Raw genomic sequence first — 25,449 nt, forward strand, 5'->3', positions numbered from 1 at the left:
TTGTGGGCCACGTCTACCGGGGATTCCGCGACGAAGGGGCCGGAGAAGCGGGACGGAATGCCGTCCAGCCCGAAGACGCGCACGATTTCCTCCAGCAGGTCGCACGGGCGCGTAAGGTCCAGGCGGTGGGGGGGATCAGCCAGCATTCCGGGGCGTCCGGAACCTGCGTCAGGCCCAGCGCCGCCAGGATGCGCGCTCCTTCCTCATGGGAAATGGAACCGCCGGACATCTGGTCCAGAGCCTCCCAGGGAAGCTTCACGAAACCCAGTTCATTGGTCACTGCGGCGCCCTTCCCCTGCTTCAGGGAAGCGAACGCGGAAACGGGGCCGTCCGGCTCCCCGCAGGAAGGCATGCAGGCATGGGCCGGATTGGGAACGGGAGCCCCGGCTACATACGTTTGGGAGGCCGTGCCGCCCGCCAGTTGAAGAATCAGTTCCACGGCCCGCACGGAACCGCGCAGGACGTTCCAGGCGGATGTGCCGCGCTCAAAGCGGTAGGAGGAGTCGGAAGACAGGGTCAGCCTGCGGGACGTGGCGCGCACGGAGGAGGGCTTGAACCAGGCGGATTCCAGAATGACGTCCGTAGTGGCGTCCGTCACGCCGCTTTCCTCCCCGCCCATCACGCCGCCGATGGCGAGCGCCTTGCCGGACTGGTCCGCAACGACCAGGTCCGTGCAGTTGAGGGTGTATTCCTGCCCGTCCAGGGCCTTGAAGGTTTCCCCTTCGTAGGCGGTGCGGGTGACGATGCCGCCCTGCACCTTCGCCGCGTCAAACGCGTGGAGGGGCGTGCCCAGTTCATGCAGGACGTAGTTGGTGACGTCCACGATGTTGTTGATGGGGCGCAGACCGATGGCGACCAGGCGTTCCTTCAGCCATTCCGGGCTTTCCTGCACCTTCACGCCGCTGATTTTCACGGCGGTGTAGTACGGATTCAGGTCCGGCTGGTCCAGCCGCACGAAGTCCCCGGCGGGTTCCAGCTCCACCCCGGCGTCATCAATGGAAACGGGCCTGTACTCCCGGCCGGAGATGGCGGCCAGTTCATACGCCATGCCGTTGTGGGAAAGCAGGTCCGGACGGTTGGGCGTCACTTCCACTTCCACCATCGTATCCGCCTTGACGACCTGGGAGATCGGCGTGCCGATTTCCAGCTCCTGCGGAAGAATCCAGAGGCCGTGCTCCTTGTCGGGCAGCCCCAGTTCGGAAGCGGAGCAGAGCATGCCGCGGGATTCCACGCCGCGCAGCTTGCCCACCTTGATTTCAAAGTTGCCGGGCAGCACCGCTCCCGGCAGGGCGCAGGGAACCTTGTCCCCCACCTTGTAGTTCTGCGCGCCGCACACGATCTGGTGCAGCGTGCCGTCTCCCACGTCCACCTGGCAGACCTTCAGGCGGTCCGCCTGGGGATGCTGTTCCGCGGAGGCCACGCGGGCCACCACCACGTACGGGGAGTCCACGCCCTGCTGGCGGATGTCTTCCACTTCAATGCCGGCAAAGGTCAGCATGTCCGACATTTCATCCACGCTCAGGCCGGCCAGGTCAATATACTGGGAAAGCCAGTTAAGGGAAATTTTCATATCTGGGTAAGGTAAAAATTATTGGAATTGGGCAAGGAAGCGCATGTCGTTCTCAATCAGGGCGCGGATGTCCCGGATGCCCCAGCGGATCATGGCCAGGCGGTCCAGGCCGATGCCAAAGGCAAATCCGGTCAGCCCCGTATAGCGGGCCTGCACGCCGGGTTCCAGCCCCAGTTCGCGGTCCACGGCTTCAAAAACATTCGGGTCCACCATGCCGCAGCCGGCGATCTCCACCCAGCGCGGTTCCTGGCCGTCCACCTTCAGCTTCACGTCAATTTCAAAGCTGGGTTCCGTGAACGGGAAGAAATGGGGGCGGAAGCGCACTTCCGTATCGGAGCCGAAGAGGGCGCGCAGAAAATATTCCAGCGTCCCTTTCAGGTCGCCTACGGAAACGTCCGTATCCACATACAGGCCTTCCAGCTGGTTGAAGGCGGAAAGGTGCGTGGCGTCAATCTCGTCACGGCGGTAGGCGGAGCCGGGGGAAATCACGCGCACGGGGGGCGTCTGCTTCTCCATGGAACGGATTTGCACGGTGGAGGTGTGCGTACGCAGCAGCTTGCCGGAATCAAAGTAAAACGTATCCTTCTCATTGCGGGCCGGATGGTCCTCCGGCGTATTCAGCGCGTCAAAGCAGTGGAACTCGTCCTCAATCTCCGGGCCGTCCGCCAGGGCAAAGCCCATGTGGCGCAGAATGCGGATGGCTTCATCCCGCACGATTGTGAGGGGATGCAGGCCGCCCGGCTGCAGGGAGCGGGCCGGAAGCGTCAGGTCAACGCCGGCCACGGCGGCCTTGTCCGCCAGGGCCTGCACTTCCTCCAGCTTGGCGTCCAGAGCTTCCGTAATGGCCTTGCGGGCCTCGTTAAGCAACTGGCCGACGGCGGGCTTTTCCTCCCTGGGAACGTCCTTCATGCCCGTCTGGGCCATGGTCAGTTCCCCTTTCTTGCCGAGGATGGCTACGCGCGCGTCTTCCACGCCGCGCCTGTCAGACACCTGGGCGATGCGCGCCAGGGCGTCCCGTTGAATGCGTACAATCTCTTCCTTCATAAAATTTGACGGGCAAGAGCTTACCCCTCCCCCGCCAGCGTCAAGCCCTTCGGACGGCGGCCCTTCTCCAAAAAACAAAAGGCAGGAAGCGGAAAGAAGAAGGGGAAAACCACCGTTTCCCTCCATCTAACCGCTAATTCTTAACATCTAACATCTCCCTGAACATATCACACATACCCCGGCTGGGCGGACATGCGGCCGGAAATCATGCCGAGCACGCAGAAAAAGGTATAAACCAGGCAGAACGGCAGGAAGGAACCGCCCTGGTGGAGGAAGGAGGTGAACAGCAGGCTCAGGGCGGCGCCCATGGTGAAGCCGATGCCCTGGGACATGCCGGAAAGCCTGATCGCCTCCGACGGGGTTCTGGCCCGTTCCACCATCAGCGCCATTCCGCGGCTGAAAACGGTTCCCGTCGCCAGGCCGAACAGAATGGCCATCCAGACAGCCCAGTCCAGCGGAAGATACAGGATGCCCCAGCAGGAAAGAGCCGCCAGGGCCATGGCCATCACGATGAGAAGGCCCCGGCCCCCCGTGGCTTTTTCCAGAGCGTGCGCGGAGAGCGTGGCGGGAAGCTGGGCAAACATGGCTACGGAAAGGATGAAACCTGCGTCCACGTAGCTCATGCCGCGCTGCCTCAGGAAGATGGGAATCCAGGTGTAAAAGAAATAGGCTGCCCCCACCCGGCTCAAATAAAAGATGGTGACCTGCCATGCCTTGCTGCTGCGCAGCAGGTTGCGGCCGGAAGAATCCGGATCGCGCTGGAACACTCCTACCGGATGCTTGAGGAAGTACGCGCCCCACACCAGCATTCCCAGCAGGATGGGAATAATCCATATTCCCAGCCCAAAGCGCCAGCCGCCCAGCATGTTGGAGATGGGAACGGACAGGCCGGAGGCCACCGCGCTCCCCACGCCGATCATGGCGCTGTAAATGCCCATCATGGCGGAGGCGTGGTCCGGAAACTGGTGCTTGATCAGTCCGGGAATAGCCGCTCCGGCAATCCCCATGCCCAGCCCCATCAGGACCATGCCGCCGTACAGGCCCGCCACGCCGTCCCAGCTGCGCCAGAAAATACCGGCCACGGCCAGAAGCTGGAACCAGAAAATGATCTTCCACGGCGTCAGCCAGCGCGCCACGCGCGGAGAAATGGGCGCGGCCACGCCCAGCACAAACACGGGCAGCAGGGCAAACAGCCCTGAATTTTCAAGGGAAAGGCCCATATCCTTTTCAATCGTTCCCAACAGCGGGTCCGGAGAGTCAAATCCGGTCCGCAGATTGAAACAAATGATCAAAAAGGCCACAAGCAGCAGCATCTTTCCCTTCATGCTTCCGGAAGTTCCTGCCTTATCCATCCCATGTTATACAGCCGTTCCCCCGCCCCCGTTCAAAAGTAAAAAACTTTTCCGGCTGTACGCGGCAGGGGGCCCGGGAAACGGTTTGCGCGGCTGGACGGAATGCGAAGCATGAACCCCGCAGAATGAGGGAAGCCGAACGTGGAACAAATCACCCTTTTGACCCCGGCACCGCAGCCATCAGGAAAGGCAGAGGAAGACATGTTCCCGCAGCTTGAACGAAACAGGCCGCCTGGGAATGAAGGCCTCCCGGCCTTCGGGAATCCATCCTGGGAGCGCAGCAAGCCAAGCTCTGGAAAGGCAGCCATTTATATCTCTCCTTTTCCAGTTTTTCCACTCACATCTAAAAAAACACCATCATATTAAAAAAGAATGTCTTACGGCTTGTCTGCATTTTATATTCCTATAGGAATATTTGGAATTAAACTAAATTCCCTTGACGATGAATATTTTCAGTATTACAAGCGGATATGCCTACTACATGCCCGTCCCCTGAAAAATGCCTCCGATACGCCGAGACCGTCCAACGGTTCGGCATCAATTTTCTGAGAGTGGCCGTCTTCATCGTCTTTGCCTGGATTGGCGGCCTCAAGGCCTTCCAGTATGAAGCGGACGGCATTGTTCCCTTCGTAGCCAACAGCCCGATGATGAGTTTCTTCTACGACAAGAAGGCTCCCGAATACAAGCAGCACATGAATAAGGAGGGAGCCGTGGTGCCGGCCAATATCGCATGGCACAAGGAAAACAACACCTACGGCTTTGCCTACGGGCTGGGAATCCTGATCGTCTCCATCGGCACGCTCGTACTGCTGGGCCTCTTTTTCCCGAAGGTGGGCCTCATCGGCGACTGCCTGCTCATCATCATGACCGCCGGAACCTTGTCCTTCCTGATAACCACCCCGGAAACGTGGGTGCCCGACCTGGGCGGACCCAACCACGGCTTCCCCTATCTGTCCGGGGCGGGACGCCTCGTCATCAAGGATATCGCCATGATGGCCGGAGGCTTCATCCTGCTGGGCACGGATTTCAAGCGCATCCTGAAGGCGCGCCTCGGTTGCCCAAGGAGCGGGGAATCCTGCTGCAAGAACTGATTCTTTCCGTCACCGCCTCTGCCGAACGGCAGAGGCTTTTTTATGCGTTAATGTTCCATATGCAGCCGTCTGGAGCGGCTTAACCTCTTGCGTCAATTGAAAGAAAATCAAGCGTCAGCGAAGGAATAATAAAAAAGGGCGCAGTCCCTGGCCGCATTCCGTTCAGAAACCGCAGAGGCCTGCGGCGCCCCGGGAACCGTTCCTCCTGCATTCAGAGCGGGAGCACGGAACAGCCGCCTGTTCCGCTAAATTTCTCCCGGCAGGGAATGGAGGTACATGTACAGGGCGTCCGTGCTGTTTTCCAGCACGTCCATGGTGAGCTGCAAGGGTAAATTTCAGAATAATCCGCTTCCCCTATTTCCGGCCTCACGCGGAACGCGAGCCGTTCCTTCTCCAAATCCATCTCCGCCCGGATGCCCTCTTTATTGCCCCTGGCGTCAAGTCTGATCCACCTGCCCGGATCTTGCAGAAAAACCGCATTCAGGGCATGGATGCAGTACCCGCTTCCCGGCGTATCTTCCAGCGTCAGCCGCTGGTAGCATATCCCCGCCGGGATGCCGCAGGCTCTGAGCAGGGCCGCAAGCAGATTCGCCTTAGCCCAGCAGATGCCCGTTTTCTCCCGCAGCACGTCTGACGCCGAAACCGTCACTCTTTTATCCTGCGCATCCCATGAATGGCTTATTTCATCCCTCACGAAGCGGTAGGCGCCTGCTATCCATTCCAGCTCTCCTTTACCTGCGGCGCGGAGCCGGGCGGCCCTGTCCAGCACCAGCTCATGCTTCCAGTCAATATAAGGACTGGTTTTCAAATATTCACTGAGGTCGTTGACGATGGCGGCCATGCTTGCTTCTTCACCTCTTACTGGAAAACCGGAAGGAAGTACAGGCGGAAAAGGCCACGCAGGTTCCGGGGGCAAGATGGAGCTTCACGATGAAGAAATCAGCCACGGTGTCCTGGGCATGCAGCAGGCCTGATAAGAGCGAAAGCATTCCGGTTTTCGTACCTGAACTTATCCCAAGCGCGGCAAAGGGAAATTTCTGCGTTTGCCGTTCATGGTTTTGCAAGGGGCGGGAGCCCTTGTTCCCGGGACGCGGCCATAAAAATACACCGGAGAAGACGTATGGGGCGATTATTCACCTGGCCGCTTTCCTGTGGCCGGAGGGCCGTCATGGAGCGAGAACACTCCCATGAAAAAGCGCCGCCGTTCCGGAGAACGGCGGCGCCCGAACACGCTAACCTCTTAAGCTTTTATTTGGCGGGACGCTTGCCGTACGCCAGCGTACGCTTGCCATCCCAGGAAACGGCTTCAATCCGGGTGGAGCCCTCCGGATAGGGAACCGTGGTGGAGGAGTTGTCCTTGGAATCCGTCCCCACCATGGTGATGCGGACCATTTCCTTATCCTTGTAGGTTTCAAAGACGGCGGCGTTTTTCCACACGTCATGGGAGATGATGCGCCGGTTGCCCTGTTCCGTGATGCCCTGGTTGCAGGCGCCCCGGACGGGCAGGCGGTTCTTGTACGCCTCCACGCTGTTGACGGAAAGGTAGTAAATGACGGGGCTTTCCGGCTTCTTGTACTTTCTGGCGTACGCAATCAGGTTTTTGCAATCGGACTCCGTGATGGTCATGCGGGCGCAGGTGTAGTCGTCCAGCTCCTGGTCAATGGGCTTGAGCATGCCGGTCTTCTGGAAAAAGTCCGTCAGGTCCTGTTTGGAGACGTCGCAGGCGTTCTTCATGAACGCGAGCTGAAGCTCGCCGTCCTTCTTCCCCTTGGTGTCCATCTTGATGGCCTTGTAGAAGATGTCCGGATAGAAGTCGGGATTGCCCTTCCCGGCCACCTTGAAATACAGCTCCAACTGCCACAGGGGAGCCAGCTTGACAAAGTGGTCGTGCACCATCGGGCGGTTGTCCCCGCCGGAACGCTTGTCCGGGCCAGCCTGGATGAGCCAGTTTTCCCCTTCAGGATGCCGTTGTTCAGGTAGGCGTTAAAGCGGCCGCCGATCATGTTGCCGTCCCCGCCGTTGATGCGTTCATGCTCCAGGCGCATGCTGGAGGGATTCAGCATGTAATTCACGTAGGCGGAGTAAATGTTGTTGGTCACTTCCCCGGTGGATACCCATTTCATGGCGGGGCGCACCTGGTTGACATGGCCGAATTCATGGGCGATGCCCCAGGCGCTGCCGGGAATCTTGTCCGGATTGCCCACTTCCCCCATCGTGCCGTTGTGGAAGGCGGCGCCCGTGCCGTCCGCGTGCATGAAGCCATTCCAGATCACGCGGCCGAACATCCGGTTTTTAGGCAGCATCTTGTACTTGTACAGGCCCATGATCTGCTGCTCCATGCCGATGATCTTGTCATACAGGGCGATCAGTTCCTCCCCCTTGTCCGGGCAAATTTCTTGAGTTCCTCCACCGGATACACCAGGTGCACGCGGCTGCCAACGATGTCCACCACCTCCGTGGGGGAATTTTCCAGCATCTTCTTCCAGTCGCTGTTCTTGCTCACGCCTCCCACGAACACGCCGTTCACCTTGCCGGACGGGATGGAGAGCCGTACCTTGGGAGCTTTCTTGTAGTTGGGCGTGAAGTATTCAATGTAGCCCAGCCCCTTGTTTTTCGCCTTGATGATGTTGATTCCCGCCTTGAGAGGGTAGGAGCTGCGGCCTCCGTCACGCCCGAAGTTGTGGATGACCAGGTTCAGTTTTTCCCCTTTGGGGTCTTCCATGACCAGCAGCACGTCCTCCCCTTCCTCAAAAAAGATGCCGGTGGGGTTTTCAAACTTGCTGTACTGGCTGGTGCGCAGGCGGTCCGCCAGGTCCTTGACCGGTTCGTACGGTTCCGCCGTGATGGCGCGCGCCTTGCGGTCATATTTTTTCTCCGCCATCTGGCGGGCGAGCCCGCGCACGAAGGGATCCTTGATTTTGGCGATGCGGTCACGCGTGACACTGGGTTTCAGCGCCAGCATGAAGTCATTGGTGAAGACGTTGGAATCCAGCGCCTTCAGGCCCGCTTCCGTAATCGGAACGGACCCGGTCTCCTGGGCGGAAAGCACGCCGCCGCCCAGCATGCCGCAGAGAGCGAGCAAAAGGGCTCCCTTTTTCAAGAATGGTAAGAGGATCATGTTTATAAAACTATACTGATCAGTTTCCTGAATTGTTTCAAGGAAAAATCCTCCAGTGGGAACATGGACGGAAAAAGGCCGTTTTTGTGACATGGGGCGTTCCTGCCACCGCTTAAAAACTGTCCATCCCCTTGACGAGGTCCCTATAATGGCACCCGTAACACATTTTTCCATATGAATACAGAAACGCATCAATTCCAGGCGGAAGTCCGGCAGCTGCTGGACATTGTCATCAACGCCCTTTACAGCGACCGGGAAATCTTTGTGCGGGAGCTCGTTTCCAACGCTTCCGACGCCCTGGAGAAGCTGCGCTTGAAACAACTGACGGATTCCAACATCTACCAGCCGGAAAAGCCTCTGGAAATCAGCATCACCACGGACAAGGAGAACAAGACCATCACCATCGCGGACACCGGCATAGGGATGACGGAAGCGGACCTGGTGGAAAACCTGGGGACCATCGCCCATTCCGGCACCAAGAAGTTCATGGAGGCCCTCAAGCAGAAGCAGGAAGGCGGCGCGGACCTGATTGGCCAGTTCGGCGTGGGCTTTTACAGCTCCTTCATGGTGGCGGACCAGGTGGAGGTCTTTACCCATTCCTGGGAGCCGGAGGCGGCCTCCCTGCGCTGGACTTCCAACGGACGGGAGGGCTACAGCATTGAAACCCTTGACGAACCGCTGGACCGCGGCACCCGCATCGTCATCCACCTGAAGGATGAGTATGAGGAGTTTTCCCAGGAATACCGCGTGAAGGAGCTCCTGCGCCGTTATTCCAACTTCGTGGGCTTCCCCATCAACTTCAACGGAGAGCACATCAACACCGTCCAGGCCATCTGGTCCAAGTCCAAATCAGACGTGAAGCCGGAGGAATACGACGAGTTTTACCAGTTTATCTCCCACACGGATGAAAAGCCCCTGTCCTACATGCATTTCAGCGCGGACGCCCCCATCATGCTGAATGCCCTGCTTTTCATCCCCAAGCGTAATCCGGAAATGTTCGGCTTCGGCCGCGTGGACGCCAACGTCTCCCTGTACTGCAAGCGCGTGCTGATTGACGCCAAGCCGGAAGGCCTGCTTCCGGAATGGCTGCGCTTCCTGAACGGCGTGGTGGACAGCGAGGACCTGCCCCTGAACATTTCCCGCGAAATGCTCCAGGACAATTCCCTGGTGCGCAAGATCAGCGACATTATCACCAAGCGCTTCATCAAGCACCTGGACAAACTTGCCAGGGACGAAAAAGAAACCTATAAGGAATTCTACGGACAGTTTTCCCGCTACCTGAAGGAAGGGGTGGTCACCTCCTGGCCGAACAAGGAATCCCTGGGCAAGCTGCTCCGTTTTGAGTCCACCGCCACGGATGCGGGGAAAACGACCTCTTTCGAGGAATACATCACCCGCATGAAGGAAGGGCAGACTGCCATTTACGCGCTCACCGGCCCCTCCCGCTCCCACCTGGAAAACAGCCCGTACCTGGAAGCCTTCAAGGCCCGCGGATACGAAGTCGCCTTCTTCACGGACCACGGGGACGAGTTCGTGCTGGACTCCCTGTCCAGCGTGGACGGCAAGCCCGTCACGATGATCGACCGCGCCGACGTGGAGCTTCCCGAGCTGGAAGAGGAACAGAAGGACGCCCTGCCCCAGGAGGAAGCCACCGCCCTGGAAGAATGGCTGAAAGAACTGTACCCGGACAAATTCTCCAAGGTCACCCTGGGCAAGCGCCTGGTCAGCGGAGCCGCCGTGGCCCTGCAAAGCGGCAATGACATGGGCCCGGAAATGAGGGCGTACATGAAAGCCATGGGGCAGGAAATCCCCGAAAGCCATCCCCAGCTGGAGCTGAACCCCTCCAACCCGCTGGTGAAGAAGCTCTCCGCGCTGAGGACGGAAAATCCGGAACTGGCCCAGATGGTGGCGGACCAGATCGCGAACACCGCCCTGCTCCGCGCCGGCATGCTGGACAATCCCGCCGTGCTGGCCCAGTCCTCCCAGGCCCTGATGGAGCAGCTCCTGCTTAAATAAAGCCTCCGGCGGAAACGGCCTCTTTCACAAGCCGCTCCCTGCCCCGGGGACGGCTTTTTCCTTTCATTCCCCGTCATGAACGCGTTCCACCACATGCCCCGGCACTTCCTGTTCCTGAAGCTGGCCTATCAAACGGGCATGTGCCTGCTGGCCCTGGTCGCCGTGACGCTGGCGGCCATTGACCTGACTTCCGAGGCGGCGGAATGGGAAGTGACGGCAGACCGGGTCATTTACTGGATTTTCGTGCTGGATTACGTGGTCCGCTTCTCCATCAGCAGGTCCAAATGGCTCTTCGTCAAGGACCATGTCTGGGACCTGCTGGCCATCATTCCCTTTGACGTGCTGTTCCGTCTGTTCAGGTTCGCCTCCCTCGGCGAGATTCTGCGGCTCGCCAGGTACCTGGACCTGTTCTCCTACGCCATGAGGTTCACCACGCGCATCAGGCGTTTCTTCAACACGAACGGATTCAAGTACATCTGCATTGCCGCCCTGGTCATCATCCTGCTGGGGGCCGTGGGCATCCATCTGGCGGAAGGCATGAGCCTTCCCAACGGCATCTGGTGGTCCTTTGTCACCGCCACTACAGTGGGCTACGGGGACACCTACCCGGTCACCACTCCCGGAAAATTCCTGGCCGTTTTCCTGATGCTCACGGGCATCGGCTTCGTGGGAACGCTGACCAGCACCATCACCTCCTTTTTCCTGCATCCCCATGCGGGAGAACCCATGCCGTACAGGGAGGAGGAAATTGAAGCCATCAAGAAGAAGCTGGACGGCCTCTCCTCCATGACGGACGAGGACATAGACACCATGGCGGCCCTGCTGAAAACCCTGCGGGACGCCCCGCACGCATCTTCCCATCCAGAGCAGGAAACACCTGCCTCCGGCCCCGGCACTTTACCGCAAAAGCCGGAATGACCCGAATGCCGGATGCGTCTCTGCCCCTGCCGTCCTCCCTTCTTTTTGCACCAAGACTGACAAAAATCCGTCTGGCATTGCACGGGCAAAGGCGGACAATCCCTCCGTACCGGGGCAGCGTGCCGCCCCTTTCCTTTTTCCAACCTCTCCGCCTTTCTCCATCATGCCAGTTACCAGCCCCCCCGCGCCTGGGCCGAAATCGACCTCGGGGCCATCCGCCATAACCTGAACGTCGTCAAGCAGGCGGCCAAGGGTGAATATTACATGCCCGTGGTAAAGGCGGCAGCCTACGGTCACGGGCTGGAACAGGTCTGCCGCACCCTGGATTCGGAAGGCATCGCCTTCTTCGGAGTCGCCAACGTGGGGGAAGCGCGGCGCATCAGCCAGGCGGGATGCCGCACCCGGCCCTATATCCTGGGTCCCGCCTTTCCGGAGGAACGGGAGGAAATCGTGCTGAACGGCTGGCGGTCCTTCATCTCCACCATCGAGGAAGCCGTGCACTACAATTCCCTGGCGCGGCTGTACGGGAAGACGCTTCCCATCCATATCTCCGTGGATACGGGCATGGGCCGCGGCGGATTCCTGCCGGACCAGCTTGAAGAATTGCTCTCCCGCCTGGGGGAACTGGACAGCCTGTACATGGAAGGGCTGGGCGCGCACCTGCCCTGCGCGGACGAGGACCGGGAAATCACCCTCCGGCAAATTGCCCGCTTTGAACAGATGGCCGCCCGCATCCGGGAAAAACTGCCCCTGAAGTACTGCCATCTGGCCAACAGCGCCGCTTCCCTGGATTATGAGATTCCCTCCAACAACATGTGCCGCCCCGGGCTGGTGCTGTACGGCTTTTCCCCCATTCCCTCTCCCTGGGCCGCGCAGTTGAAGCCGGCCATGGCCCTTTTCTCCCGCCTGACGGTGGCGCGCACGCTGCCGGAGGGGCACGGCATTTCCTACGGAGGCACCTTTGTAACGGACCATCCCACCAGGGTGGCTACCGTGGGAATAGGCTATGCGGACGGCTACGTGCGCTCCCTGGCCCACAAGGGCGCCCGCGTGATGGTGGACGGAGTCTCCTGCCCGCTACTGGGGCGCGTGACGATGGACCAGATCATGGTGGACGTCAGCCGGGTGCCGCACCCGGAACCGGGCATGACCGTGGAGATCATGGGGCCGAACATTCCCGTGACGGAACTGGCGGAAAAGGCCGGTACCATTTCCTGGGAAATTTTACCGGAATAGGCCCCCGGGTGCCGCGCCACTACATCCACTGAACCCTCTGCCGGAGAAGCGGTCCGCCCGTGTTCCCTTATTCCGCGCGGTGCCTTCATTCCCGATTGACGGGCAGCCTGAAATATCGTTTATTGATCCGGTATGATGAAGGTTTCCACCAGAGGACGCTATGCACTGCGCCTGATGATTGATCTTGCCCAGCACAATGACGACGGCTACATCTCCCTGAAGGAGATTTCAGCCAGGCAGGACATCACCGTACGGTATCTGGAACAAATTATCGCCATCCTGCTGAAAGCGGGCTTCGTTCAGAGTTTCCGGGGGAAGTCCGGCGGCTACCGCCTGTCCCGGCATCCCCGGGAATACACCACGGAAGACATCCTGAAACTGACGGAAGGCTCCCTGCTGCCCCTTTCCTGCACGGCCTCCCAGAACAGCCCGTGCCCGCGGGCGTCAAGCTGCGCCACGCTGCCTTTCTGGCGGGGGCTGCAAAAGGTCATTGAGGATTACCTGGGCCGCGTCACGCTGGAGGACCTGTCCGAGCAGCAGAAGGAAATCGGCTGCGACTACGGAGCAGGCATTTAACCGGAGCACCCGGCCTGAACATTTTTTCGCCCCTTTTTTGTTTTGGCCTTATGTCCCACTTTTTTTACCCGGCACTTGACATCCCGTCCCGCTTTAACTATCTATTCCCTACTTTCCCGATAGGAATATAAAAAAATATGAATAAGAACCATCGTTTTGAAACGCGCCAGATCCACGTGGGCCAGGAAAATCCGGACCCGGCCACGGATGCCCGCGCCGTGCCGATTTACGCCACCACTTCCTATGTCTTCAAGGACTCCGACCAGGCGGCCGCCCGTTTCGCCCTGGCGGAGCCGGGCAACATCTACAACCGCCTGATGAACCCCACGGCAGACGTTTTCGAAAAGCGCATCGCCGCCCTGGAAGGGGGAGCGGGCGCCCTGGCGGTAGCCACCGGAGCGGCGGCCATCGCCTATGCCGTCCAGAATATTGCGCGCGCCGGGGACCACATCGTTTCCGCCGCCAACGTGTACGGCGGCACTTACAACCTGTTTGCCCATACATTTGCCGAATCCGGCATTGAAACCACCTTCGTGGACGGCAGCAATCCGGACAATTTCGCCAAGGCCATCCGGGAAAATACGAAGGCCCTGTACGTGGAAAGCCTGGACAACCCGAACTGCAACGTTGCGGACATAGACGCGCTGGCGGAGGTGGCGCACGCCCACGGAATTCCGCTCATTGTGGACAATACCTTCGCCTCCCCCTTTCTGTTCCGCCCTCTGGAGCACGGCGCGGACGTGGTGGTGCATTCCGCCACCAAATTCATCGGCGGCCACGGAACGGCGATGGGCGGCGTGATTGTGGACGGCGGCAAGTTCGACTGGACGCAGAATGATAAATTCCCCGGCATCAGCCAGCCCAACCCGAACTGCCACGGCGCCGTGCTGGCGGAAATCTGCGGCCCTCTGGCCTACATCATGAAGATCCGGACCACCCTGCTGCGGGATACGGGAGCCACCATCAGCCCGTTCAATTCCTTCCTGCTGCTCCAGGGGCTGGAAACCCTTTCCCTGCGGGTGGAGCGCCATGTGCAGAACGCCCTGCGCGTGGTGGATTACCTGGCGGCTCATCCCCAGGTGCAGAAGGTGAACCATCCCTCCCTGCCGGACCATCCGGACCACGAACTTTACCGGAAATATTATCCGAACGGCGGCGGCTCCATCTTCACCTTTGAAATCAAGGGTGGCACGGAAAAAGCTCGCAAGTTCTGCGAAAGCCTGGAACTATTTTCCCTGCTCGCGAATGTGGCCGACGTCAAGTCCCTGGTGATTCATCCGGCCTCCACCACCCACTCCCAGATGACGGAGGAGGAACTGAAGGCGGCAGGCATCTCGCCCTCCACGGTGCGGCTTTCCATAGGCACGGAACATATCGACGACATTCTCGAAGACCTGGAACAGGGCTTCCGCGCCATTCTCTAACGATTTAACGGCTACAACGCTCTTTTCCTACAAGCCATGAGAATTTACAGAAACATTACAGAACTGATCGGCGGCACTCCTTTGCTGGAGCTGACCAATTACGAACGCAAAAACGACCTGAACGCCGCCATCCTGGCCAAGCTGGAATACCTCAACCCCGCCGGCAGCGTGAAGGACCGCATCGCCCGGGCCATGATTGACGCCGCGGAAGCCTCCGGAGAGCTGAAGCCGGATTCCGTCATCATTGAACCCACCAGCGGGAACACGGGCATCGGCCTGGCGGCGGTGGCCGCCTCCCGCGGGTACAGGATCATCCTGACCATGCCTGAAACGATGAGCGTGGAACGCCGCAACCTGCTGAAGGCCTACGGCGCGGAACTGGTGCTGACGGACGGCGCGCTGGGCATGAAGGGAGCCATTGCCAAGGCGGAGGAACTGGCCGCAGGACTCCCCAACAGCTTCATTCCCGGCCAGTTCGTCAACCCGGCCAACCCGGAAGTCCATTTCCGGACCACCGGACCGGAAATCTGGAACGACACGGACGGCAAGGTGGACATCTTCGTAGCAGGCATCGGCACCGGAGGCACGATTACGGGCGTAGGCAAGTACCTCAAATCACGCAATCCGGAAATACGGATCGTGGCCGTGGAGCCGTCCGCTTCCCCGTGCTGACCCAGGGGACCGCCGGCCCCCACAAGATTCAGGGCATTGGCGCGGGTTTCGTGCCGGAAACGCTGGATACCTCCGTGTATGACGAAGTCATCACCGTCACCAATGAAGACGCCTTCGCCACCGGCAAGGAGCTGGCGCGCACGGACGGCGTGCTGACGGGCATTTCCTCCGGCGCAGCGCTCTGGGCCGCCACGCAGGTGGCACAGCGCCCGGAAAACGCAGGCAAGACCATCGTGGTCCTGCTGCCGGACACGGGGGACCGCTACCTCTCCACCCCCCTGTTCACGGACTAATCCTTCCCATCCTCCAGCCATGAAAGAATTCAGCCTCCATCTCTACCTGGTCACTGATGAAGCGGCCAAATGCCGCCACAGCCTTCTGGAAACCGTCCAGAGGGCGGTGGACGGCGGCGTCACCATCGTGCAGTACCGCTCCACCAATCCGGACGCGGGCACCTGCTACCGGGAAGCGCTGCCCATCCGGGACTTCCTGGCGTCCCGCGGCGTTCCCTTCATCGTCAACAACCGCATTGACCTGGCCCTGGCGCTGGACGCGGACGGCGTCCACATCGGCCAGCGTGACCTGCCGGTTCCTGCCGTCAGGGCCATGATCGGCCCGGACAGGATTCTGGGGCTTTCCGTCTCCAACGCGGACCAGCTCCGCGCCGTGGACGCCGCCCTGGTGGACTACCTGGGCATGGGGCCTGTCTTTCCCACCATCTCCAAGCTGAACGCTCCGCCCGTGCTGGGCGTGGAGGGCTTTACCGCTCTGGCATCCCAGTCCCCCCTGCCCGTCGTCGCCATCGGCGGGCTGGACTCGGAGCGCGCCCGGCTGGTGCGCGCCACGGGAGCGGCGGCCGGCATTGCCGTCGTCTCCGCCATTTGCGGAGCGGAAGACCCGGAAGCCGCCGCACGGGCGCTGGCCTGACCGTCCTCCCTCCGGAAACAACCGGACACTGAGTATTCCTTCAAACGCCATGCCTTCATCAACCGACCTCGTCCATGCCGTCTCCGCCGATCTGGAAAAAATCCGGGAGGCGGCCCCGCTGGTTCTCTCCCTGACCAACTCCGTCGTCCAGCCCTTGACGGCCAACCTGCTGCTGGCCGCAGGAGCCGTTCCCGCCATGCTTAACGATGCGGAGGAAGCGGTGGAAATGCTCCGCGGCGGAGCAGGCGCCCTGCTGGTCAACCTGGGCACCGTGACGCGCGAACAGGGAGCCGTCATGCAGACGGCGGTGCAGGAAGCCAACCGGCTTGGCATCCCCTGGGTTCTGGACCCGGTGGCCGTGGGAGCTCTTTCCCTGCGCACGCGGCTGGCGGAGCAGTTGAAGGAAAGGCGGCCCCGCATCATCCGCGGGAACGCCTCTGAAATCATGGCTCTGGCCGGGTACTCCTCCGTCACGAAGGGACCGGAAAGCACCAGCTCCAGCGCAGACGCCCTGCAGGCGGCCAGGGAACTGGCCCTGCATACGGGGGCGGCTGTCCTCGTCACGGGCCGCACGGACTATTCCACGGACGGCCGCCAAGTCATTGCCACGGAAAACGGCCATGCCATGATGTCCCGCGTCACGGGCGTGGGCTGTTCCATGGGCGCGCTGGCCGCCGCCTGCGCCGCCGTCTCCTCCTCCCCCTTGCAAGCGGCCGTCTCTACGGCCGTATTGATGGGCATCGCGGGGGAAATGGCCTTTGAACAGAGTCCCGCTCCGGGCTCTTTTGCCGTCTCCCTGCTGGACAGCCTGTACTCCCTTTCTCCGGAAGAAGTAGCGCGGAGAGCGCGCATTCTTCCTCTTTAAAGCATCCCGTATCCTTCCCGGAACCGCGGAAAAGCAGCGCGCCGCACTCCCTCCGGAATGCGGCGCGTTGAATTTACAGGCCTTTTTTATTCGTTCCCCGGAACGGAACGGCGCAGGAACACCGCTCCCAGGGCAGCCATCAGCAGCATGCAGGAGGACGGTTCAGGAACAGGAGCAGGCGCCGTAGCCGTAAACGCCGATGCCATGGCTGAAGAAGCTTCCGGAGCCGCATTCGGCGTCCACACCATGCTCACTTCCTTGGAATCCTCGTTCTTCTGGAGGCTCCACTGGCCGTACGCCGCGTAATCTCCGGCGGAAGACGCATCCAGCGTGAAATTACCCGTCAGGGTCGCGTTCGCTCCCCCTCAATGAAGTTCAGGATGTGGGAGGTTCCCCAGAAGTCGGTGGAATAGTCGAGGCTCAACGCCGCCAGCTTCAGCTTGGCCCCCGCGTCAATCTGGAAGACGCCGGACTGGAGCATCAGGCTATTGTACGCCAGTTCATTCCCGGCGGAGCCGCCCATGGACAAGGTCAGTTCAAAGACGGAGCCGGACTGGAGCGTCGTATTCCCGGACAGGGTGGCGGAACCGGACAGAATGCCGCCATTCTTCACCAGGATGTCATTCCCTAGGGCAACGGAAGAAATATCCGTGCCAAGGCCGCCCAGCGCCAGATGCGCGCCGGAATTGACCGTCGCCATCCCCGTCCCGAGAGCCTGGTTGGAGGCCGCTGCCAGCGTTCCCCCATTGACGGACGTTCCGCCGGAATAGGTATTCTTTCCGGATAAAACCATGATCCCCTCTCCTGTCTTGGCAACGGAGCCCTTTGCTCCGGAGTAATTGACGATGTTGGCTGATACTTTTAAATCCGCCTCCGCCGTGCCGCGCTCCACCGCAAAGACAGCAGGACTGCTTCCCCTCAGCTTGACATTAACCGTCCTGATTTCCGAGGCCCTGTCCGCCGCCCTTACCTGGAAAACGGTATCCGTCCAGACCTCCATGCTTCCCTTCGCCACGCCGTCCAGCGTCCCTCCTGCCAGGGTGACGGTCATGTTCCGGAAGGTCTGGTTCCTGGTATCATTCTGGAACAGGGTTCCTCCGTTAATTTCCACATGGCTGACGCAGGCCTCATTTCCCGAATTGCCGAAACAGTCCACCCCGCGCAGGGAAACCGTTGCGCCCCGGTTGATAACCAGCCCTCCGCGGATAATACCTTCCTCACCTCCTGAAATAAGCATCAGCGTTCCTTCATTGACCGTAGTTCCTCCGGTATAAGCCTGGTGTTTCTGCACGGCGAGCATTCCGGAACCGTTTTTCACGAGGCGGCCCGTCCCGGATATTTGCAAATTAACGGAGCTGGCGTGGAGCGAATTGAAAGCGAGGGTTCCATTGTTGACAATCGTTCCCGTACCCAGGGAACCGTCTTTTTCCCCGTCACCCACGGCGAGCGTCCCCGCATCAATGACGGTACCGCCGGAATAGGAATTGGCCCCGGTCAGCACCAGCGTTCCTTCTCCGGTTTTCACAAGAGAGCCGGTTCCTGAAATAACGCCGGATTCCGTCGCGGAACCGGAGTCTACTTCCGCCCTCATGACGGCCCCGGAACCGGATAGAGCCACGTTCCCGCTGTGACTGCCGCCGGAAAGAATGGCATATGTCCCTCCGTCCGCCACGTTCACGGAAGAGCCAACTTCCGCATGGCCTCCCGCCGTGAACCGCGCACCGCTCTCCACATTCACCGTTCCGGTGGCAAAGAGGGCCGTCTCCCAGTCGTTCTCATCCACATAGCCGCCCGCGTGCAGGGCATGCACCCCGGCTACCTTCACCTCACCTCCCTGCACCGTCCACGTCCCGGTATTGAAAATATGCCCGGACAGGTTCCAGACGGAACCTTCTCCCGTGCCGGGCGCGTACACCACATGAAGCTGGCCGTCCTTCAAGGCCCCTCCGTCCATGAAGCCTCCAAGATAGTCCTGCGCCCCGTGCCCCGTAAACGTGAATGTCACGGCGGTATTCGCACGGAAATTGCCGAAGCAGGCTCCGGAATCCAGATGCGTGATGGCATTCAGCGTCAAATTATGCCCGTACATGTCCACCACGCCCCCGCGGTGGCCGAAGATGAACTCCCCGGACACTTGGTTTTCCCCGGCAAGGCGCACCATTACTCCGCCCCCGTTCAGCTTCACGTTACGGGCCGCGTAGCCGTCCCTGTCCAGAATCAGATTTCCGCCGCCACCCACGTTGATGTCCGCCGCATTGTTCCCGTGGCCGCTGACGATCAAATCGCCTTCCCCAATCTTCCTCCACTCGTCTCCGGAGGCTCCGGTCAGCAAGGTGGTGACCGGAGCTCCCTTGTTCACCACAAAGCCCGCCGTATTCAGGCGGCGGGAAGAATCGCCCCCGTCGCTCAGCACGTAATCGCGGTTGAAGGTGAGGGAGCCCGCTCCGGTATCCACGGACCCCTGGAGCACGATTGTGCCGCCGGAGCCGTCAAAAATCAGATTATTGCAGGCGTTCAACTGCTCATTTGTAGCTTGTGTACCTTTCGTGGAGGTGTCCCCGCGTAATCCGGCCGCCAATCCGGTGTAATCCGTAGTCACGCCTCCCTGCACAAAGGTCCCGTTGCCGTCCGTATCCGTCACGTTCCACAGTACGTCACCGCTCGCCGCAACGCTTATGGTACGGTTGAAGCTGTCCACGTAATCGCTGGCCCACTGGTTGCCGGAACGCATCTGGGTAAACTGTCCATACCCGCTTCCACTGGCAGACTGTGCCGCACCTACCCACTCCCACTTGCCGGAATTCTCATTGTACACATAGCACGGGCTTCCACTATCCCCTGACAATCCACCGGAAGGCAATGGATTGGACTCCGAAGGCTTCTTGAAATTGTACCAGAACCGGTAAGCCGGATAGGTCTTGGCATTTTCCGGGTCCGGCTCTCCTGTTCCCGGAGCGCTGGCCTGCCCCTCAAAAACAAGGGTTCCTCCGGTCAAATAGCCATAAGAGGCATCAATCTTTTCCTGTTTGCCGTTTCCTGTGGCGACAGCCTGAACTCCGGAACCAGCTCTCATGACCAGCCTCCCTTTCATGTTGTCCAGGTATTCCGGGTCAGTCAGGTAAGGTGCGTATTCCGCCTCCGTCACAATCTTGCTCAATCGCTGCACACGGTAGTCGTATGTCAAATCGGACTTATCACCCCATGCATCCTTTCTCGTAACGCTACGGTAGGAATCGTAAAAAGGAGTTCCTTGCTTGGCACCGAAACGAACCGTAAAGGAAACGAAATGGTTATAATAATCATGTGATACGGTGGCGATGAAGCCGGGACCGCCCACCAGCGCGGCCTCCCCGATATGGGCATCCGCCACGCCGTCAAAATTCATCATTTTGGGGATAGTCCCCACGTAATTGCCATTCTTGTCGTAGATGGCGACGTCTTTGGCATTCACATCAAAAATGCCCCGGTTTTCCGCGAAATCACGGTAGGTCTGAACATCAAACGAGTCAGACATCAACCCGCCATAGGCGGGAGTGAGGAGGCAGGCCGCCCCCAGCAGCCCGGAATAATGATGAACATTCATAAGAAATTGAAATTAAGTTATGATTAAACAAGGAACAGGCAAGTCTGCCGCACTTCCCATCTTCCAGTCCAGACCGTTTTCACGAACATCCGGCAGGGCTTCGGGAAGTGCGGCGGGGTTCTTCATCAGGCTCACCGCACACGGCGGCGGAAAATACACGTCCCCAGGCCTGCCAGCACCAGCAGCGCGGAGGAAGGTTCCGGAACCGGCGCAGGAGACGGAGCCGCGAGCAACGCCGCAGTTTCCGAATGGTCCAAAACGGCCTCGGCATTGGGAGTCCAGACCATGTTCACGGTTTTGGAATCCTCATCGCCCTGGAGGGACCAGGACCCATAGGAGCCATAATTTCCGGCTCCGGACAGGTCCAGCGTAAACGCCCCCTTCAAACTGGCGTTCGCGCCGCCTTCTATCAGGTTCAGGATATGGGAGGTCCCCCAGAAGTCGGAGGAATAATCCAGAGACACCGCCGCCAGCTTCAGCTTGGCTCCCGCGTCAATCTGGAAAACACCGGACTGGAGCATCAGGCTGTTGTACGCCAGTTCATTCCCGGCGGAACCGCCCATGGACAAGGTCAGTTCAAAGACGGAGCCGGACTGGAGCGTCGTATTCCCGGACAGGGTGGCGGAACCGGACAGAATGCCGCCATTCTTCACCAGGATGTCATTCCCTAGGGCAACGAAAGAAATATCCGTGCCAAGGCCGCCCAGCGCCAAACGCGCGCCGGAATTGACGGAGGCCGCTCCGGTTCCAAGAGCCTGGCTGGAGGCCGCCACCAGCGTCCCCCAGTTGACCGTAGTGCCACCGGAATAGGTATTCTTTCCGGAAAGCACCATGATCCCGGCGCCTTTCTTGATGAAGGACCCCTTAACTCCGGAAGAGTTCACGATGTTCGCGGATATTTTCAAATCCACGTCTGCGGTTCCACGGTCCACCATGAATACCGTAGGATTGGCATCCCTGAGCTGCACGTTGACGCGCTTGATTTCAGATGCCCTGTTTGCGGATTTCACATTAACGACGGCATTCGTCCAGATATCCATGCGACCGCCCGTTATGCCGTCCACAACGCCTCCGGTCAGGTTGAACACCGTATTCTGGAACGTCTGGTTCTTGTTGTCTCCAAAATACAGAGTTCCTCCATTGATGTTCACGTTCTTGACGGAGGCGTTCCCTCCGGAATAACCGAAGCTGTCACCGCCCTTCAATGTCACCTGCGCTCCCTCCCGGATGGCCAGGTTCCCGCGAATCATGCCGTTGGCGCCTCCGTAGCCCACCACAAGGACGCCCTTATTCACGGTGGTTCCTCCGGTATAGGAAAGCATCTTCTGGATGGTGAGCGTGCCGGAACCGTTCTTCACGAGCGAGCCTGTTCCGGACACATTCGTGTTCAGGGCAACCGAATCAGACCTGTTGAAGGCGAGCACGCCGTTGTTGACGACTGCACCGGCGCCCAGGGAACCGCTTGTACCGCCATTCCCTATGGTGAGCGTTCCCGCCGCAATGGTGGTGGTTCCGCTGTAGGAATTGTTCCCCGTCAGCGCCAGCTCACCACTCCCTTTCTGGATCAGGCTGCCCGTACCGGAAATGGCATTCGCCGCCGTCACGCTGTCCGTCCTGTTGAATGCCAGGGTTCCTTCATTGGCAACGGCTCCCGTTCCCAGGCTGCCGGAGGTTCCTCCGTTCCCTACCATCAGGGAGGCTCCGGAGAGGATGCGCGTTTCACCGGAATACGTATTGTCAGCCGCCAGAATAACTCCTCCGCCAGTGCCCATGCCCTGGGTATCCACCGTCAGGGAATAATTGCCGCCAAGCGAACTGGCTACGGTCAGCATCCCGTTTCCGCCGAACAAATATCCCTGCGTTCCGGCTGTCACGGCCCCGGACAAAACAGCCTGTCCGTCAGCCCCGATGCACACGGAATTCAGTCCCATGCCGCCCAGATTCAAATCCGCCGTACGGGTTCCCGACAGGAGCAGAACGCCTTCGGAAGCATTGGAAACATGCGCCAGGGCGGCATCCGCTTCCGACCCAAGGGCAAAGGATGTTCCGTACTTGACGAGCACATTCTTGTTCTGCACCCCGAGGGAGCGCACGTCCGCGTAGGTGAGGTTCACTCCCCCATTCAGTTCAATAACTCCGGAGAAAGCAGCTCCACCCTCCGAATCACTATTGTGCGCGTTGGCAAGCACTACGGTTCCGGTATTGGAACCGTTGCCGATAGACAGGGTGCCGGAGCCGCTGAGCTTCAAGTTCACCGTCAGCGTTCCGCCGCCTCCGCCCAGGGACCAGCCCCCATCCGCGGTCCAGCCGGAAAGCAGGCCGGTCGTTCCCCGTGTTCCCAAATTCACCTCTCCCAATGCGCCGACGGACAAGTTTCTGAAGCCGTTCAGGCCGGAAATCGCCGCCTGGTCTTCCAGCAGCACGAACGTTCCGGAAGACGCCTGGTCCAGCTTTCCGGCAATAGCGGAAAAACCAGCGCCTTCCACAGCCAGGGCTCCGGCGGCATCCAGCGACCAGACAGCCTGCCCGAGAGCCCCGGCGGAAGAGGCGCGCACCAGGCCTTCTTCAACCGTGGCAGTTCCGGAAAAACTGTTGTTCCCGTTTTTCAGAAGCAGGGTTCCTTCCCCGGTTTTCACGAGGGAACCGGCTCCGGAAATCACGCCGGACTCCGTCGCGGACCCGGAATCCACTTCCGCACGCAGCATCGACGCGGCACCGGACAACACAACGTTTCCGCTGTGGTCTCCCCCGGCCAGCACGCCATACGTGCCACCGTCATCCACCTGCACGGCGGAAACTACCAGGGAATGGCCGCCAGTGGTAAACCGGGCGCCGCTGTTCACCTGCACTGTTCCGGTGGAAAAGGAGGCCATCTGCCAGTCGTTCTCATCCACATAGCCGCCCGCGTGCAGGGTATACACTCCGGCCACCTTCACCTCTCCTCCCTGCACCGTCCACGTTCCGGTATTGAGAATATGGCCGGCCAGATTCCAGACGGACCCTTCCGCCGTGCCGGGTGCGTACACCACATTCATCAGTCCACGGGAAGCGGCCTCCCCGTCCCGCAAAGCCCCCAGGAACGTCTGTTCCCCGGAGCCCGTGAACGTAAGCGTTACGGTGGAATTGCCAAGGTAATTGGCAAAAACGGCTCCGGAATCCAGGTGAGTGATGGCGTTCAGCGTCAAATTGTGCCCATACATGTCCACCACACCCCCGCGGTGGCCGAAGATGAACTCCCCGGATACTTGGTTTTCCCCCGCCAGGCGCACCATTACTCCGCCGCCGTTCAGCTTCACGTTGTGCGCCGCGTAGCCGTCCCGGTCCAGAATCAGCATCCCGCTTCCTCCCACGTTGATGTCCGCCGCATTGTTCCCGTGGCCGCTGACGATCAAATCACCTTCCCCGATCTTCCGCCACTCGTCCCCGGAGGTTCCGGTCAGCAGCGTCGTCACGGTTGCCCCCTTGTTCACAACGAAACCCGCCGTATTCAGACGGTAGGAGGCATTTCCTCCGTCGCTCAATACGTAATCCCGGTTGAACGTGAGGGAACCCGCCCCCGTATCCACCGAGCCCTGGAGAACAATGGTGCCGCCGGAGCCGTCAAAAATAAGATTGCTGCACACGCCTATCTGCGTGTCCGAGGCCCGCGTTCCCTGTGTGGAGGTATCTCCTCGCAGGCCGGAGGCCAGCCCGGTGTAATCCGTACTGATATCTCCCTGAACGAAGGTTCCGTTTCCGTCGCCATCCGTCACATTCCACAGAAGATCCCCACCCCCTTCCGACACGCTGACGGTGCGGTTGAAACTGTCCACGTAATCGCTGGCCCACTGGTTGCCAGAGCGCATCTGGCTGAACTCGCCGTAGCCGCTACCGCCCTGGGATTGACCGGCCCCCACCCATTCCCATCTGCCGGACTTCTCATTAAATACATAGCTGGGACTTCCGCTGTCCCCTGCCAATATGCCGGAAGGCAGGGGATTGGATTCCGAAGGTTTCTTGAAATTGTACCAGAAACGGTAGGCCGGATAGGTCTTGGCATTCTCAGGGTCCGGCTCTCCTGTTCCCGGAACGCTGGCCTGTCCCTCAAAAACCAGGGTTCCCCCGGTCAAATAGGAATAACCTCCGCTGACCGTGTCCTGTTTACCGTTCCCCGTGGCAATAGCCTGGGTTCCGGACCCGGCACGCAGAACCAGCCGTCCCTTCATGTTGTCCAGGTATTCCGGATCCGTCAGGTAGGGGGCGTATTCCGCTTCCGTCACGATCTTGCTCAACCGCTGCACGCGGTAGTCATACGTGTAATTCGTCTGGTCGCCCCAGGCATTCTTGATTACCACGCTCCGGTAGGCGTCATAAAACGGCGTTCCTTCCGTGGCTCCAAAACGCTTGGTAAACGTAATGGTCTGGTTATTGTAATCATGGGACACGGTGGCGATGAAACCCGGGCCGCCTACCAAAGCGGCTTCCCCGGCATGGGCGTCCGCCAATCCGTCAAAATTCATCATTTTGGGGATGGAGCCCACGTAATTGCCTTCCTTGTCGTAAATGGCGACGTCTTTGGCATTGATTCCAAAGATGCCCCGGTTTTCCGCAAAATCACGGTAAGTCTGAACGTCGAAGGAATCAGACATCAATCCCCCATAAACGGGAGAGAGGAGACAGGCCGCCCCCAACAAGCCGGAATGATAGAAATAATGTAAATTCATGGCAGAACGAGCTTTAGGTTAAAATAATTCAAATCATAAAAAGTACTGCTATTCAAAATGTTTTTTAAAGGACGCTCCAGGAATCTGGAACTTTATTTCATTCCCAATAATTTTAATTATTCTTCATTTTGTTAGAGTTTGAAAACACCATTTGTTTTCAACAAACGACTTTACATTCCCCCCACAACAAGAACTGGCGCGAATACCAAGCTTTGCATGACACAAATTATTTCTTCTTTTTCCTTGCTTCAAATAAATTTACCTGAAAGTTCGCCTTTTCCGGCACTCCGCCTCATCTCTTCTCCATACCGCGCAAGAATGAAACCTGTTTAGTATTGTGAAATATCCCCGGCC

Annotated in this window: 16 protein-coding genes and 3 pseudogenes; 9 read left to right on the forward strand and 10 right to left on the reverse strand. The window is 59.5% G+C overall.

Translation table 11 applies throughout. From position 1 onward, the window contains the following. Positions 1–13: 13 nt before the first annotated feature. The 3 genes from pheT to PVA48_RS14625 form a co-directional block, all read right to left on the reverse strand. Entirely contained in the window at positions 14–1,570 is a 1,557-nt protein-coding gene (gene pheT, locus PVA48_RS14615) for a phenylalanine--tRNA ligase subunit beta (protein ID WP_423231958.1), read from the reverse strand. Positions 1,571–1,588: 18 nt separating this feature from the next. Continuing rightward, entirely contained in the window at positions 1,589–2,614 is a 1,026-nt protein-coding gene (pheS, locus tag PVA48_RS14620; RefSeq protein WP_102728801.1) for a phenylalanine--tRNA ligase subunit alpha, read from the reverse strand. Between the two features lie 167 nt (positions 2,615–2,781). Further along, positions 2,782–3,939, reverse strand: coding sequence for a CynX/NimT family MFS transporter (locus PVA48_RS14625; protein ID WP_022396058.1), 1,158 nt, complete (start codon positions 3,937–3,939; stop codon positions 2,782–2,784). Positions 3,940–4,436: 497 nt separating this feature from the next. On the opposite strand from PVA48_RS14625, the gene PVA48_RS14630 reads away from it, so the two are divergent. Continuing rightward, a complete protein-coding gene (locus PVA48_RS14630) occupies positions 4,437–5,057 on the forward strand; it encodes a DUF417 family protein (RefSeq protein WP_022396057.1) in 621 nt (206 codons plus the stop codon). Positions 5,058–5,302: 245 nt separating this feature from the next. Here the strand turns inward: PVA48_RS14630 and PVA48_RS14635 are convergent. From PVA48_RS14635 to PVA48_RS14650, 4 genes and pseudogenes are all read right to left on the reverse strand, one after another. Continuing rightward, a pseudogene (locus PVA48_RS14635) lies at positions 5,303–5,898 on the reverse strand (transglutaminase domain-containing protein). Positions 5,899–5,908: 10 nt separating this feature from the next. Then, complete coding sequence (locus tag PVA48_RS14640) at positions 5,909–6,046, reverse strand: hypothetical protein (RefSeq protein ID WP_022396055.1); 138 nt, start codon at positions 6,044–6,046, stop codon at positions 5,909–5,911. Between the two features lie 259 nt (positions 6,047–6,305). Beyond that, entirely contained in the window at positions 6,306–6,953 is a 648-nt protein-coding gene (locus PVA48_RS14645) for a M60 family metallopeptidase (protein WP_423231959.1), read from the reverse strand. Positions 6,954–7,063: 110 nt separating this feature from the next. Beyond that, positions 7,064–8,367 (reverse strand): annotated as a pseudogene (locus tag PVA48_RS14650) (M60 family metallopeptidase); the annotation flags it as partial. On the opposite strand from PVA48_RS14650, the gene htpG reads away from it, so the two are divergent. The 8 genes and pseudogenes from htpG (at position 8,350) to thiM (ending at position 16,809) form a co-directional block, all read left to right on the forward strand. Further along, the gene (gene htpG, locus PVA48_RS14655) at positions 8,350–10,191 is read left to right on the forward strand and encodes a molecular chaperone HtpG (protein WP_423231960.1); all 1,842 of its coding nucleotides are present in this window, start codon (positions 8,350–8,352) and stop codon (positions 10,189–10,191) included. The pseudogene PVA48_RS14650 and the gene htpG overlap by 18 nt on opposite strands. 75 nt (positions 10,192–10,266) lie before the next feature. After that, positions 10,267–11,109, forward strand: a complete 843-nt coding sequence (locus tag PVA48_RS14660) for a potassium channel family protein (protein WP_102726244.1) — start codon at positions 10,267–10,269, stop codon at positions 11,107–11,109. 225 nt (positions 11,110–11,334) lie between these two features. Beyond that, positions 11,335–12,345: an alanine racemase gene (gene alr, locus PVA48_RS14665; protein ID WP_423232540.1), complete on the forward strand. Its 1,011-nt coding sequence runs from the start codon at positions 11,335–11,337 to the stop codon at positions 12,343–12,345. A 135-nt stretch (positions 12,346–12,480) separates the two neighbouring features. Then, on the forward strand, positions 12,481–12,921 hold the full coding sequence (locus tag PVA48_RS14670; protein WP_102722359.1) for an RrF2 family transcriptional regulator: 441 nt from the start codon (positions 12,481–12,483) through the stop codon (positions 12,919–12,921). A 137-nt stretch (positions 12,922–13,058) separates the two neighbouring features. Then, positions 13,059–14,345 (forward strand): O-acetylhomoserine aminocarboxypropyltransferase/cysteine synthase family protein, encoded by a 1,287-nt coding sequence (locus PVA48_RS14675; RefSeq protein ID WP_102728798.1) that lies wholly within the window; start codon positions 13,059–13,061, stop codon positions 14,343–14,345. A 36-nt stretch (positions 14,346–14,381) separates the two neighbouring features. Then, positions 14,382–15,310: pseudogene (gene cysK / locus PVA48_RS14680) on the forward strand (cysteine synthase A). Between the two features lie 19 nt (positions 15,311–15,329). Next, positions 15,330–15,944 (forward strand): thiamine phosphate synthase, encoded by a 615-nt coding sequence (thiE, locus tag PVA48_RS14685; protein ID WP_102728796.1) that lies wholly within the window; start codon positions 15,330–15,332, stop codon positions 15,942–15,944. A gap of 49 nt (positions 15,945–15,993) precedes the next feature. After that, on the forward strand, positions 15,994–16,809 hold the full coding sequence (gene thiM, locus PVA48_RS14690) for a hydroxyethylthiazole kinase (RefSeq protein ID WP_102728795.1): 816 nt from the start codon (positions 15,994–15,996) through the stop codon (positions 16,807–16,809). An 86-nt stretch (positions 16,810–16,895) separates the two neighbouring features. Here the strand turns inward: thiM and PVA48_RS14695 are convergent, their stop codons facing one another. The 3 genes from PVA48_RS14695 to PVA48_RS14705 form a co-directional block, all read right to left on the reverse strand. Then, positions 16,896–17,015, reverse strand: a complete 120-nt coding sequence (locus PVA48_RS14695; protein WP_423231961.1) for a PEP-CTERM sorting domain-containing protein — start codon at positions 17,013–17,015, stop codon at positions 16,896–16,898. Between the two features lie 137 nt (positions 17,016–17,152). Then, positions 17,153–20,392, reverse strand: coding sequence for a S6 family peptidase (locus PVA48_RS14700; RefSeq protein ID WP_423231962.1), 3,240 nt, complete (start codon positions 20,390–20,392; stop codon positions 17,153–17,155). Positions 20,393–20,523: 131 nt separating this feature from the next. Further along, positions 20,524–25,020: a S6 family peptidase gene (locus PVA48_RS14705; RefSeq protein ID WP_215709538.1), complete on the reverse strand. Its 4,497-nt coding sequence runs from the start codon at positions 25,018–25,020 to the stop codon at positions 20,524–20,526. Positions 25,021–25,449 lie beyond the last annotated feature (429 nt).

Source organism: Akkermansia sp. JRP_AM1 (genome assembly GCF_049262625.1).
GTDB lineage: Bacteria > Verrucomicrobiota > Verrucomicrobiia > Verrucomicrobiales > Akkermansiaceae > Akkermansia > Akkermansia massiliensis.

Excerpts from the sequence above, each read along its gene's own strand:
- PVA48_RS14705 (WP_215709538.1), bottom strand. The coding sequence starts at position 25,020 with ATGTCTGATTCCTTCGACGTTCAGACTTACCGTGATTTTGCGGAAAAC.
- PVA48_RS14645 (WP_423231959.1), bottom strand. The coding sequence starts at position 6,953 with ATGGTGCACGACCACTTTGTCAAGCTGGCTCCCCTGTGGCAGTTGGAG.
- PVA48_RS14695 (WP_423231961.1), bottom strand. The coding sequence starts at position 17,015 with ATGGCATCGGCGTTTACGGCTACGGCGCCTGCTCCTGTTCCTGAACCG.
- thiM (WP_102728795.1), top strand. The coding sequence starts at position 15,994 with ATGCCTTCATCAACCGACCTCGTCCATGCCGTCTCCGCCGATCTGGAA.
- thiE (WP_102728796.1), top strand. The coding sequence starts at position 15,330 with ATGAAAGAATTCAGCCTCCATCTCTACCTGGTCACTGATGAAGCGGCC.
- pheS (WP_102728801.1), bottom strand. The coding sequence starts at position 2,614 with ATGAAGGAAGAGATTGTACGCATTCAACGGGACGCCCTGGCGCGCATC.
- pheT (WP_423231958.1), bottom strand. The coding sequence starts at position 1,570 with ATGAAAATTTCCCTTAACTGGCTTTCCCAGTATATTGACCTGGCCGGC.
- PVA48_RS14670 (WP_102722359.1), top strand. The coding sequence starts at position 12,481 with ATGAAGGTTTCCACCAGAGGACGCTATGCACTGCGCCTGATGATTGAT.
- PVA48_RS14675 (WP_102728798.1), top strand. The coding sequence starts at position 13,059 with ATGAATAAGAACCATCGTTTTGAAACGCGCCAGATCCACGTGGGCCAG.
- PVA48_RS14700 (WP_423231962.1), bottom strand. The coding sequence starts at position 20,392 with ATGAATGTTCATCATTATTCCGGGCTGCTGGGGGCGGCCTGCCTCCTC.
- PVA48_RS14660 (WP_102726244.1), top strand. The coding sequence starts at position 10,267 with ATGAACGCGTTCCACCACATGCCCCGGCACTTCCTGTTCCTGAAGCTG.
- PVA48_RS14630 (WP_022396057.1), top strand. The coding sequence starts at position 4,437 with ATGCCTACTACATGCCCGTCCCCTGAAAAATGCCTCCGATACGCCGAG.
- PVA48_RS14625 (WP_022396058.1), bottom strand. The coding sequence starts at position 3,939 with ATGAAGGGAAAGATGCTGCTGCTTGTGGCCTTTTTGATCATTTGTTTC.
- PVA48_RS14640 (WP_022396055.1), bottom strand. The coding sequence starts at position 6,046 with ATGCTTTCGCTCTTATCAGGCCTGCTGCATGCCCAGGACACCGTGGCT.
- htpG (WP_423231960.1), top strand. The coding sequence starts at position 8,350 with ATGAATACAGAAACGCATCAATTCCAGGCGGAAGTCCGGCAGCTGCTG.